The organism is Sinomonas mesophila, from assembly GCF_001999765.1.
Classification (GTDB): domain Bacteria; phylum Actinomycetota; class Actinomycetes; order Actinomycetales; family Micrococcaceae; genus Sinomonas; species Sinomonas mesophila.
Map to the genome: position 1 here is coordinate 237413 of NZ_MTIC01000003.1, position 12305 is coordinate 249717.

Genomic DNA, 12305 nt, shown 5'->3' on the forward strand with positions numbered 1-12305 from the left:
TGCTCCCTTTCGTTGATCGAACGTTCGAGTCGTGGCCTAGAAGCTGCCGCCATCGCCGCCGAAGTCTCCTCCGCCGCCGAAATCTCCGCCGAAGCCGCCGCCGTCGCCGCCCCAGCCGCCGCTGAAGCCCCCGCCGTCGCCCCAGCCGCCACCGCCGTGATGGTGCCCCCCGCCGGAGAGGATCGAGTTGATGATGATGCCGCCGAGGACTGCGCCGGCGATCCCACCGCCGTCGCGCCGGCCGCCGAACATGCCGCCGACCCCGGGCCCGCCGCCCCACCCCGCGAAGCTGTCCACGTCCTGCTGCGCGATCTGCGCGGCCTGGGCGGCGAGCGCGTTCGCCTGCTGCGCATAGGCGAGGGCGGTCGCCGGGTCGCTGTGGGAGATGGAGAGGGCGTAGTCGAGGTTGCGCTGCGCTTCGGCGAGCCGGGTCCTGGCCTCGGAGCCGACGCCGCCGCGTCGGGCCGCGATGTAGTCGCTCGTCGCGGTGATCTGCGCCTGGGCACTCATGATCGCCTGCTGGAGCGAGGCCTCGGCGCGCTGCTGTTGCTGCTGCCGGTCCCGGACGACGGCGAGCGCCTCGTCGAGCTGCTGATGAGCCTTCTCGGTCCGCTCGAGGAGGGCCAGGGGATCAGTCTTCCCGCCGTCGAGCTCCCGGCGCACCTCGCCGAGAGCGGCCTCGACGCCGGCGACCGTCGCCGCGAGACCCTCGTACTGCCCGGAGGCGGCCATCGCCGTGGCCTGTGCGACGTCTGACTGCGTGTCGGCGAGGGCCGCCTCGAGCCCGTGGCGGGCCGTGTCGAGGGACGACGCCGCCTTGTCGATCGCGTCCAGGAGGACGCGGGCCTGCTGGAGCGCCTGCTCGCCCGCCCGGACGGCGACGGCGGCCTGGCCGGTCTCGCCGGCGTCGAGCAGCTCGCGGGCCCGGGCCGAGGCGTTGTCGACGAAGGCCAGGCGCTCGGCGGCCTGGGCGACGTTGTCGGCCACCTGGTTCACTGAACGCCCCGCATAGCGCTCCCGCAGGGTCGCGAGGACAGCCTCCGCCGTGACGAGCCGGGCGTCGGCCTCGGTTGCCCCCGAATCGACGGTCTCGAGGGCCGCCGGCGCGTTCCGTTCGAGCTCGCGGAGGCCGTCGAAGCCCGCCTTCTGCTCCGCGAGGGACCCGATGGCCGCCTCGGAGCGGCGGATGATGTCCCCGAGCCACGTGCGCTGCTGCTCTTCCGTGTCCGGGATGTGGTCGTCGAGCTGCTGCTGGAGCTTGAACGATTCGCTCAGGTGCGCCCGCGCCTCGGCGAGGGCCGCGGTGAAGGCCGTGACGGCGTCGGCCCCGTAGGATGCCTCGGCGAAGGCGAGCTCCTGCTCGCTCGAGCGGACCGCGTCGTCGGCCCTCACGAGCAGGCCGTTGGCCTTCGTGCGGAGTTCGGGGACACTCATCGCCGCGAGCGGGTCGAGCTCATCCTTGCCGGGCGCGAGGGTCCCCTGCGCGCCCTTCGCCGCCGCGGCCCTGCGCCGGCGCGCGAGGACGTAGACCCCCGCGGCACCCACGGCGAGGAGCCCTCCGCCGATGAGCCACGGCGCCGCGCCCGCTCCGGAGGAGACCTCGCCGCTTCCGCCGCCCGCGGCGTCGCCCACGGCCTTCGCCGTGTCCACTGCAGCCTGCGCGACGTCGGGCTCCCCGCCCGTGAGGTTCGGCACGATCGCGTTCTCGATGATCGCCTGGCGCTTCGAGGACAGCTCGGTGTTCCGGCTGTTGGTGGTGAGCTGGTATTGGCCGCTCATGGCAACCGCGAAGAGGACGTCCTGTGCGCCCATGCCCTTGGCCTTCGCGACCTCCTCGGCCCACGCGGCGCGGTCGCTCGGATTCGTGAAGGCGTCCACGACGACGACGTAGAGGTTCACTCCCTGGTCCGCCCGTAGCTCGTCGATCGCGCGATCGACCTCGTCCGTCCGCCCACCGAGGGATCCCGTGCGGTCCACGATGTTGGTCCCCGAGGGGATCGTGACCGGGTCCGTCGCCCACCCGGGGGCGGCGGGCAGGAGCACGAGCAGGACCGCCGCGAGGGCCGTCAGGAGAGTCTTCGGCGTCGAACGCATGGCGCAACCCTTCGCTCCGCCCGGGGGCGTCGGCCCCGGGTCCGCGCCGCCCCCTCGCGCGTGGCAGAGCGGGGCCGTGGCACGTCACCTCGATTCTAGGGGGCGCCCGTCCCGCCGGGCCGGGGCCCCTGTCCGCCGGAAGCGAAACCGCCCGAGGGTCACCATCGGCACTGTCGGGAGCCTTCCAGCGAACTTCCAGAGAACGGCAGTGTCAGGCACAGCTTCAGGGGCCATAGTGGTAGCAGTTCAGGAAAGGACGCCAGTGATGAACGAGACCGATGCACCCCGTGGAGACGACCCCCGCACCCTGACCGGCAGCCAGGGGGCGGCCGGCGAGGGCGGGGAGCGCCCGACGGCGGCCGGCTCGACCGAGCGGATGCCGGCGCAGCCGGCACAGGTGCAGCAGGGCGCGGCGCCGCGGGGCGGATACCAGCAGGGTGGAGACCAGCAGGCAGCGGGACAGGCCATGCCCGAGCGGCCGGCAGCCCCGCCGTCGGCGCAGCCCGGCCAGCCGGCGCGGACCGAGCAGTTCGCCTGGCCGCAGCAGCCCTCCCAGCCCCCGCAGGGCTATGGCCAACCGCAGGGTCAGCCCGCCCAGTTTGGCCCGCAGCCGCAGAACTACGGCCAGACCCAGCAGGGACAGCAGCCCCAGGGCACGTCCTTCTACCGGCCGGCGCAGGGCAGCACCCCGCAGCAGGGGCGGCGCTGGGGCACTGGCGTCCTCGTCGGCGGCATGCTCGTCGCGGGTCTGCTCGGCGGTGGCGTGGCGGCCGGGAGCGCGGGCCTCCTCGCGCCCCAGTCGACCGGCAAGGCGGCGACCGTGCAGAGTGCGCCGCTCATCGTGAACAACCAGGACAGCGTCAACGCCGTCACGGCAGCGGCCGCCAAGGCCGCGCCGAGCGTCGTGACGATCGGCGTCACCTCCGGCAACTCGTCGGGCACGGGCTCGGGTGTCGTGGTCGACGGCGAGGGCCACATCCTCACGAACACGCACGTCGTGACCCTCGACGGCCAGGCAGCCAACCCTTCGATCGAGGTCCGCGCGAGCGACGGCTCGGTGTACAAGGCGAAGCTCGTGGGCACGGACCCGCTCTCCGACCTCGCGGTGGTCAAGGTCGACGGCGCGCAGCTGCCCGCAGTCACCTTCGGCGACTCGTCGAGGCTCAACGTGGGGGACATCGCCGTGGCCATCGGCGCGCCCCTCGGCCTCGACAACACGGTCACGGACGGCATTATCTCGACGCTCAACCGGACCATCTCGGTGGCCTCCTCGGCGGTACCCGAGGGGGGAGACAACTCGCAGAACAACGGGCAGGACTTCCAGTTCGCGCCCCCGGGCCAGGGCCAGCAGCCGAGCAACGCGCGGAGCAGCGTGAGCATCAACGTCATCCAGACGGACGCGGCCATCAACCCCGGCAACTCGGGCGGCGCGCTCGTCGACAGCAAGGGCCAGCTCATCGGCATCAACGTCGCGATCGCCTCCGCCGGCTCTGGCGACGCAACCGGCACGGCGGGCAACATCGGCGTCGGCTTCAGCGTCCCGGCGAACTACGCGCACCGCATCGCGGAGGAGATCATTGCCAACGGCAAGGCCACGCACGGGCAGCTCGGGGTGTCGGTGCGACCGCACGCGGCGAACGGCACGAGCTCGTCGTTCTCCTCGGGCGCCCAGGTCGAGGAGGTCACGGGCGGAGGGGCGGCCGACAAGGCGGGCATCCGCACGGGCGACGTCATCACGGACTTCGCCGGCCGGCACATCGGCGACGCGAGCGAGCTCACCGCTGCCGTCCGGGAGCAGGCTGCCGGGGCCACGGTCAAGGTGACCCTCGAGCGCAACGGCCAGTCGATGGAGCTCGACGTGACCCTCGGCTCCGCCTCGTAGCGGCCGGCCGAGGGGCGTCCGCCGACACAGGACGTCAAAAAGAGGGCGCGCGGGGCCGGGGCGTGTGGTTAGCTAGGGCGTGCCCGGCTGCCGCATTGCCGCGGGCCCGCTTCGGCGCGCCCCGCCCGGCGGGCGGGTCGCATGTGTGCCGCGGTCGGATCCCCTCCGCGGCCGAAGCGGCGAGTATGGAAGGCCATGGACCGTGGGAGACTCCCTCAAGATCGTCGTGCTGGTCAAGCACGTCCCCGATGCGCAATTCGACCGTCACATCGGCGCTGAGCGCACCCTCGACCGCTCCGAGAGCATCCTCTCCGAGCTCGACGAATACCCCCTCGAGGCGGCGCTGCAGCTGAGCGAGGCCCGGGGCGGCGAGAAGGCCGGCAACGAGGTCATCGCGCTCACGATGGGTGGGCCCGACGCCGCCAACGCCCTCAAGAAGGCGCTGCAGATCGGCGCGGGCTCCGGCGTGCACCTCACCGATGAGGCGCTCGCGGGCTCCGACGCCGCCGCGACGTCGCTCGCGCTCGCCGCCGCCATCCGGCACCTCGGCGACGTGGACCTCGTGATCGCCGGCATGGCCTCGACCGACGGCGAGACGTCGCTCGTGCCTGCGCAGCTCGCCGAGCGCCTCGGCCTGCCGCAACTGACCTTCGCCTCCTCGCTCGAGGTCGACGGGCGCACCGCGCGGATCCAGCGCGACGGCGACGGGCACTCCGAGACCGTCGAGGCCGCGCTGCCCGCCGTCGTGTCGGTGACGGACCAGATCAACGAGCCCCGGTACCCGAACTTCAAGGGCATCCTCGCGGCCAAGAAGAAGAAGATCCGCACGCTGTCGCTCGCCGAGATCGGCGTCGACGCCGGGCAGGTCGGCGCGGCAGGGTCGCTCACGTGGGTCGCGTCGGCCGAGCCCCGGCCGGCGCGCACGGCGGGCACCGTCATCACGGACGAGGGCGACGCGGGCGTCAAGCTCGTGGACTTCCTGGCCGCCCAGAAGCTCATCTGAGGACGAGAAGAGAAGAGAAGACACATGACTGCTGAAACCGTCCTCGTCGTCCTCGACGCGCCCGCGGAGACCTTCCGCAAGGGCCAGCTCGAGCTCCTCGCCGCCGGCCGCATCCTCGGCTCCGTCTCCGCCGCCGTCACGGGACCCGTCTCCGAGGCCGCACGCGCACAGCTCGCCGAGCACGGCGCCGCCGCCGTCTACACGCCCGACGGCGCCGACCTGGGCGAGTACCTCGTCGGCCCGACGGCCGCGTGGCTCGCCGACGTCGTCGCCACGGCCGGCGGCGTGCGCGCCGTCGTGCTCGAGAACTCCCCAGCCGGCAAGGAGGCCGCCGCGCGCCTTGCGGTGCGCCTCGGCGCGGGCGTCATCACCGACGTCGTGGCCATCGAGGCCGACGGCACCGCGCACAAGTCGGTGCTCGCCGGCTCCTATGAGGTCCGCGCCCGCGCCACCACCGGCGTCGCGGTCCTGACGGTCAAGCCGAACAGCGTCGAGGCCACGCCCGCGAACGCCCCTGGCGCCGCCGAGGCCACCCCTGTGCGCGTCCCCGAGGGCGCCTTCGCGACCGCCGCGCGCGTGACGGGCCGCACCGAGAAGCCCGTCTCCGGGCGCCCCGAGCTGACCGAGGCGCGCGTCGTCGTCGCCGGCGGCCGCGGCACCGACGGCGACTTCGGCCCGATCGAGGAGCTCGCCGACGCCCTCGGGGGCGCCGTGGGCGCATCGCGCGCCGCCGCCGATGCCGGCTGGGTGAGCCACGACCTCCAGATCGGGCAGACGGGCAAGACCGTCTCGCCGCAGCTGTACATCTCCGCGGGCATCTCCGGCGCGATCCAGCAGAAGGCGGGCATGCAGACGGCGAAGGTCATCGTCGCGGTCAACTCCGACCCGGAGTCGCCCGTGTTCGAGATCGCCGACTTCGGGATCGTGGGCGACCTCTTCGACGTCCTCCCGCAGGCCACGGCCGAGATCAAGCGGCGCCGCGCCTGATGCCCGCGGCACCCGTCGCGGCGCAAAGCCCTTTTGACCCGGAGCGTCACGCAGTGCGCCGAGTCGTCGCCTTCGGCGCCCACCCGGACGACCTCGACTTCGGCGTCTCCGGGACCGTCGCGGCCTGGACGGCGGCCGGGGTCGAGGTGCACTACTGCATCATGACCGATGGCGACGCCGGCGGCTTCGACCCCGCGCACCGGGCCAGCATTGTCGCGATGCGCCACGAGGAACAGCGCGGTGCCGCGGCGCTCGTCGGGGTGTCGGACGTGCACTTCCTCGGCTACCGCGACGGTTACCTCGAGCCCACGCACGAGGTGATGCGCGACGTCGTCGAGCTCATCCGGCGCGTGCGGCCCGACGTCGTCGTCGCGATGCACCCCGAGCGGAACTGGGACCGCATCCAGAAGTCGCATCCGGACCACCTCGCCTGCGGGGAGGCCGTCACGCGGGCGGTCTACCCCGCGGTCGAGAACCCGTTCGCGTACCCCGAGCTCGCCGAGGCGGGCCTCGACGCGTACCGCGTGCCGTGGCTGTGGCTCTTCGCTGGCCCGGCCGAGCGGACCAACCACCGCGTGGACGTGAGCAAGTTCGTGGACACGAAGATCACCGCGCTCCAGGTGCACATCAGCCAGCACCCGGACGTCGCCTCGATGGAGGAGTCCGTGCGCTCGCGCATGCGCGCCGCGGCGGAGGCTGACGGCCTCCCCGAGGGGTCCTCGGCCGAGGAGTTCCACGTCGTCTCGGTCAACAACCCGGACACGATCGCCGGCTTCTGAGGCCCGGCGTGCCCCCTAGCGCGGGCGCGCCGGGCCTCAGGCCTGGGCGCCCGCGAAGCCGTTCTGCCGCCAGGCCTCGTACACGGCGATCGACGCTGCATTGGCCAGGTTGAGGGACCGGCGGGACGGCTGCATCGGCAGCCGGAGCCGCGCGGTGACCCTCGGATCGGACAGGACGTGCTCGGGCAGGCCCACGGACTCGGGGCCGAAGAGCAGGACGTCGCCGGGCTCGTACGCGACCTCCGCGAACTGCGTCTCGCCGTGGGAGGTGAACGCGAAGACGCGCGCGGGCGCCAGCGCCGCGAGCGCGTCGTCGAGGGTCTTGTGCACGGTCACGACCGCGAGGTCGTGGTAGTCGAGGCCGGCCCGGCGCAGCTTCGCATCCTCGAAGTCGAAGCCGAGCGGCTCGACGAGATGCAGCTCGCAGCCCGTCACGGCCGCGAGGCGGATGGCGTTGCCCGTGTTGCCGGGGATCTCGGGCGTGTAGAAGAGGATGCGGAACACGCCCTCCATCCTAGGCCGGGCAGGGGACCGCCCCGCTCAGTGCAGCCCCGTCAGGAGCCGCGCGAGCGCCGGGACGAAGACGGTGTTCGGCTGCGGCCCGGACGCGAGGAAGAACTTCAGCTCGCGCGTGAACTTGGCCGGATTGAGCGGCTCGATGATGCCTTCCGCGCCGCGGCGGACGTCGATCACGGGCTCGTGCGGGTTCTCGCCCTGGGTCTGCACGAGCACGAAGCCCTGCACGTTGAGCTCGGGGAACAGGTTCTGGAAGTGCCGCACCTGCTCGGCGAGCCGCGGGGGCGCCACGACCCGGGAGCCATGGAGCAGGTGCGCGCCGTCCCACGCGTAGTTGCCGCGCGGGACGAGCATCGAGTCCACGAGCGCGAGCCGGTAGCCGGCCAGGACGGCGTGCGCGACGTGCGAGGAGTCGATGGGGGAGCGCAGCCCGTTGAGCAGCCGTGCCGACGGGATCTCGGTGAGCACGTGGCGACGGATGAGTGCGGCCGTGCGCGTCTCGCGCTGGATCCTGGCCTCGGCGCCGAAGAGCCCGCGGCGGCGCGGCTGGCCGTGCTCCGCCCGGGCCGCGACCTCCGCCGGGACGAGGGGGACGGCCCCGGGCGCGAACGGGGGCTCGTACACGGCGGGCTCGCCCGCGAGATTGCGCTGGCCGGACGGTCGGCCGCGGGCCTGGGCCCGGAACCCGCCCGGGGGCCCGGAGCCGGCGGACGACGGCGTGGTCCCCGCACCTGCGGGCCGCGGCGCCTCGCGCTGGGCGGAGGCCGAGAAGTAGCTGCGGTCGTAGGCGGCGCGCCGTGTGGGGTCGGAGAGGACCTCGAACGCGAGGGCGATGCGGTGGAACTCCGCGGCGTCGCCGCCGTGGTCCGGGTGGTGGGTCCTGGCGGCACGGCGGTAGGCGCGCTTTACGTCGGCGGGCGATGCGGTGACGGGGACGCCGAGCACCTCGTAGTGGGAGGGTACGTGCGCCGTCATGCGTCCATCGTAGGTGGCGGGCCCGGGGGCATCCTGTGAGCTGGCTGGGCCCGGGTGCATCCTGTGAGCGGGCTGGGCCCGGGCGCATCCTGTCAGCGGGCCTACAGTGGAGGTGTGCCTGTCTACCTCGACCATGCGGCCACGACGCCCGTGATGCCGGCCGCGCTCGCGGCGTACACGGAGCAGATCGCGCGCGGGGGCAACCCCTCCTCGCTGCACGCCGCGGGGCAGGCAGCCCGGCGGGTCCTCGAGGACGCCCGCGAGTCCCTCGCCGCATCGCTCGGCGCGCACCCGACCGAGATCGTCTTCACCTCGGGCGGCACGGAGGCGGACAATCTGGCCGTCAAGGGGCTCTACTGGTCCCGCACCGCGGAGGACCCCTGCCGGCGGCGGATCCTGTGCTCGGGCGTCGAACACCACGCCGTCGCGGACACGGTGGAGTGGCTCGTGGCCCACGAGGGCGCCGAGGCCGTGTGGCTGCCGTGCGACTCCGCCGGCGCCACGAGCCTCGAGGCGCTGCGCGCCGAGCTCGCCCGCGAGCCCGAATCGGTCGCGCTCGTGGCGCTCATGTGGGCCAACAACGAGGTCGGGACCGTCCAGCCCGTCCTCGAGGCCGCCGCGCTCGCCGGCGAGCACGGCGTGCCCCTGCACTCCGACGCCGTCCAGGCCTTCGGCCACCTCCCCGTCGACGTCGCCTCGTCGTCCCTCGCGACCGTCGCCGTGAGCGGGCACAAGGTGGGCGCCCCGGTGGGGACGGGCGCGCTCGTGGTGCGGCGCGACGTCGTCCTCACCCCCGTCCAGCACGGCGGCGGCCAGCAGCGCGGGCTGCGCTCGGGCACGCTCGACGCCGCGGGGGCGGCGGCGTTCGCGGTCGCGGCGCGCGAGGCCGTGGCGCGGCTGCCCGAGGAGGCGGCCCGGCTCGGCCGGCTGCGGGACGCGCTCGTCGACGCCGTCCTGCGGGCCGTGCCGGACGCCGCCCTGAGCGGCCCGGGCCCAGACGCGGTGGAGGGCGCGCGGCTGCCGGGGATCGCGCACTTCACGTTCCCGGGCTGCGAGGGCGATTCGCTCCTGTTCCTGCTCGACATGGCCGGCATCGCGACGTCGACCGGCTCGGCCTGCACGGCCGGCGTCCCGCGCCCGTCGCACGTGCTGCTCGCGATGGGCCGCACCGAGGAGCAGGCGCGCGGGTCGCAGCGCTTCAGCCTCGGATGGAACTCGACCCAGGACGACGTCGACCGCCTCGCCGCCGCGATCGGGCCCGCCGTCGCGCAGGCCAGGACCGCGGGGATGGCGGGTCGGGAGAGCGCGATCGCCACGGCAAGCACGCGCGGACGTCCGCGGGGCTAGCACGGCATTTCGGGTACGCATCTGGACGCGGAAACCGGGTTTCGGGTGCACGGACGGCACCCGTCGCTGTACCCGGAATCCGCATTTGGCGACGAGATCCGTACCTGAAACGGGGTGGACCGTCACCCCACCGAAGCCGCTACGCCTGCTGGACCCCAGCGAGCTCCGGCAGCGGCACCGAGGTGTCCGCGAGCCGTGCCTCGCCCACGGGCGCCTTCGAGGCGATGAGCGCCTTGATGGCCTTCTGCTGCTTCGGCGTGTTGACGTTCATGCCCGCGACGACCGCACCGTCGCGCAGCCAGAGCGCGACGAAGCCCGCCCGGGCGTCCTCGACGGAGTCGATCCGCCCCCGCAGCACGAGTTTGGCCCCCCGGGCGAGCTGCGTGTAGCCGGAGTACTCCATGCTGAGCCCCGCCTGGTCCGTGTAGAAGTACGGTGGGTTGTCCAGGCGCGCGTCCTGGCCGAGCATCGCCCTGGCAGCGATCTTGCCGCCGGTGAGGGCGTTGTGCCAGTGCTCGCTGCGCACATGGTCTCCTGTGGCCGGCTGGAGCGAGCTCGCGACGTCGCCCGCCGCGAAGACGTCGGGCGCGCTCGTGCGCATCGACGCGTCGGTCTGGATGCCGTCGCCCATCCGCAGCCCGGCCTCCTCCGCGAGGGCAGTCTCGGGCTCGACGCCCACGGCGACGACGACGAGGTCCGCGCCGAGGCGCTCGCCGGTGTCGAGGACGGCCGCGGCGACGCATTCGCCGTCGGCCCCGGGGAGGAGCTCAACGGGGTGTGCGGGGAGCCTGAACCCGACCCCGAGGTCCTCCTGCGCGCGCTGGAAGACGTCGCCGAGCGGCGGCTCGAGCTGCCGCAGCACCGAAGAGTGCCGGCCGAGCACCGTGACCTCGTTGCCGTACTCGCGCGCCGCGAAGGCGACCTCGAGCCCGATCCACCCCGAGCCGACGAGGAGCACGCGCCGGCCGCCGCGGGAGAGCTCGTCCTTGAGCGCGATCGAGTCCTCGACGCGCCGGAGCGTGTGCACGCCCTCGAGCTGGGCGCCGGGTATGGCGAGCCCGCGCGGGCTGGCCCCGGTCGCGATGAGCAGGCGGGAGTAGGGCAGGAGCGCGTCGGTGTCGAGGCGCAGGATGTGCGCGTCATGGACGAGCTGGACGGCGTGCCTGCCGGTGAGGAGCTCGACGTCGTTCTCCTCGTACCACCGCGGCGGGTTCACCGCCAGCGCGGACTCGTCCTCCTTGCCCCGCAGGAACTCCTTCGACAGCGGCGGGCGGATATACGGCTCCCGGCGCTCGGCCGCGATGATCTGGATCGGCCCGCTGAAGCCCTCCTGCCGGAGCGTCTTCGCCGCGTTTCCGCCGGCGAGGCCCCCGCCGACGATGAGAATGGGGTGCTGCACGGTTCCTCCCTCCCGAAGGGTCGGTGCCGCGGGGCCGGTGCCCTGCAGCGACCGTCGTGGCCCGGCGGCGGCCGGGCACCCTCCGGCTAGAATAGACCGGTGCGAGTTCTGGCAGCCATGAGCGGTGGAGTGGATTCCGCGGTCGCCGCCGCCCGCGCCGTCGAGGCCGGGCACGACGTCGTCGGCGTCCACCTCGCGCTCAACCGCATGCCCGGGACACTGCGGACGGGAAGCCGCGGCTGCTGCACGATCGAGGACTCGAACGACGCCTGGCGCGCGTGCGACAGGCTCGGGATCCCCTTCTACGTCTGGGACTTCTCGGAGCGGTTCAAGGCCGACGTCGTGGACGACTTCGTGTCCGAGTACGCCTCCGGCCGCACACCGAACCCCTGCATGCGCTGCAACGAGCGGATCAAGTTCGCCGCGCTGCTCGAGAAGGCGCTCGCGCTCGGGTTCGACGCCGTGTGCACCGGGCACTACGCGAAGGTCGTCCGGGACGCGGACGGCAACCCCGAGCTGCACCGCGCCTCCGACTGGGCGAAGGACCAGTCCTACGTGCTCGGCGTCCTGACCCGCGAGCAGCTCGAGCACTGCCTCTTCCCGCTCGCCGATGCCGCGTCGAAGGCAGAGGTCCGCGCCGAGGCGGAGCTCCGGGGCCTGTCCGTGGCGAAGAAGCCGGACAGCCACGACATCTGCTTCATCTCCGACGGCGACACGCGGGGGTGGCTCGAGGAGCGGATCGAGATGGCACCCGGGGACATCGTGGACGAGACCGGGGCGAAGGTCGGCGAGCACGCGGGCGCGAACGCCTTCACCGTGGGCCAGCGCCGGGGCCTGCGCCTCGGCCGCCCCGCACCGGACGGCAAGCCGCGCTTCGTGCTCGAGGTCCGGCCGAAGGACAACACAGTCGTCGTGGGCCCCGAGCGGCTCCTCGCGGTCGCCGAGATCCGCGGGATCAGGGTCTCGTGGGCTGGCCTGCCCCCGGCGGAGGCCACGGCCGCGGCGTGGGGCACCGAGTTCGCGTGCGAGGCGCAGGTCCGCGCGCACGGCGACCCGGTTCCCGCGCGTGCCCGGCTCGAGCGCGTGGAGCCCGGCGAGGGATCCGGGGAGGTCCCCCGGGAGGACGACGCCGTGCTCGTCGTGACGCTCGAGACGCCCCTGCGCGGAGTCGCACCCGGGCAGACGGTGGTCCTGTACCAGGGCACGAGGGTCCTCGGCCAGGCCACGATCGACACCGCCCGTGCCCGGGAGCGTTCCGGGGATGGCCAGTTACTCCAATCGATGCAATAATTGGGGGAAAGACGGCCTGCGGGGGGCTGTCCC

At 73.5% G+C, this 12305-nt stretch carries 10 protein-coding genes; 6 read left to right on the plus strand and 4 right to left on the minus strand.

From position 1 onward, the window contains the following. Window positions 1-36 precede the first annotated feature (36 nt). Entirely contained in the window at window positions 37-2094 is a 2058-nt protein-coding gene (locus BV907_RS12460; RefSeq protein ID WP_077490037.1) for a TPM domain-containing protein, read from the minus strand. Between the two features lie 265 nt (window positions 2095-2359). Between BV907_RS12460 and BV907_RS12465 the strand changes: the two genes are divergently transcribed. The 4 genes from BV907_RS12465 (at window position 2360) to BV907_RS12480 (ending at window position 6745) form a co-directional block, all read left to right on the plus strand. Continuing rightward, complete coding sequence (locus BV907_RS12465) at window positions 2360-3976, plus strand: S1C family serine protease (RefSeq protein WP_245827945.1); 1617 nt, start codon at window positions 2360-2362, stop codon at window positions 3974-3976. A 202-nt stretch (window positions 3977-4178) separates the two neighbouring features. Continuing rightward, the gene (locus tag BV907_RS12470; RefSeq protein ID WP_077490038.1) at window positions 4179-4979 is read left to right on the plus strand and encodes an electron transfer flavoprotein subunit beta/FixA family protein; all 801 of its coding nucleotides are present in this window, start codon (window positions 4179-4181) and stop codon (window positions 4977-4979) included. 24 nt (window positions 4980-5003) lie between these two features. Continuing rightward, window positions 5004-5966, plus strand: coding sequence for an electron transfer flavoprotein subunit alpha/FixB family protein (locus BV907_RS12475; protein ID WP_077490039.1), 963 nt, complete (start codon window positions 5004-5006; stop codon window positions 5964-5966). Then, window positions 5966-6745, plus strand: coding sequence for a PIG-L deacetylase family protein (locus BV907_RS12480; protein ID WP_077490040.1), 780 nt, complete (start codon window positions 5966-5968; stop codon window positions 6743-6745). The genes BV907_RS12475 and BV907_RS12480 overlap by 1 nt, the downstream gene beginning before the upstream one ends. A 36-nt stretch (window positions 6746-6781) precedes the next feature. On the opposite strand, the gene BV907_RS12485 is transcribed toward BV907_RS12480, so the two are convergent. After that, window positions 6782-7249, minus strand: a complete 468-nt coding sequence (locus BV907_RS12485; RefSeq protein WP_077490041.1) for a tRNA (cytidine(34)-2'-O)-methyltransferase — start codon at window positions 7247-7249, stop codon at window positions 6782-6784. 36 nt (window positions 7250-7285) lie between these two features. After that, window positions 7286-8236: a J domain-containing protein gene (locus BV907_RS12490; RefSeq protein ID WP_077490042.1), complete on the minus strand. Its 951-nt coding sequence runs from the start codon at window positions 8234-8236 to the stop codon at window positions 7286-7288. A gap of 114 nt (window positions 8237-8350) precedes the next feature. On the opposite strand from BV907_RS12490, the gene BV907_RS12495 reads away from it, so the two are divergent. Next, complete coding sequence (locus BV907_RS12495) at window positions 8351-9583, plus strand: cysteine desulfurase family protein (protein ID WP_077490043.1); 1233 nt, start codon at window positions 8351-8353, stop codon at window positions 9581-9583. A gap of 139 nt (window positions 9584-9722) precedes the next feature. On the opposite strand, the gene BV907_RS12500 is transcribed toward BV907_RS12495, so the two are convergent. Then, window positions 9723-10982 (minus strand): NAD(P)/FAD-dependent oxidoreductase, encoded by a 1260-nt coding sequence (locus tag BV907_RS12500; protein ID WP_077490044.1) that lies wholly within the window; start codon window positions 10980-10982, stop codon window positions 9723-9725. 99 nt (window positions 10983-11081) lie between these two features. Between BV907_RS12500 and mnmA the strand changes: the two genes are divergently transcribed. Then, entirely contained in the window at window positions 11082-12272 is a 1191-nt protein-coding gene (gene mnmA / locus BV907_RS12505; RefSeq protein ID WP_077490045.1) for a tRNA 2-thiouridine(34) synthase MnmA, read from the plus strand. The last annotated feature ends 33 nt before the right edge of the window (window positions 12273-12305 follow it).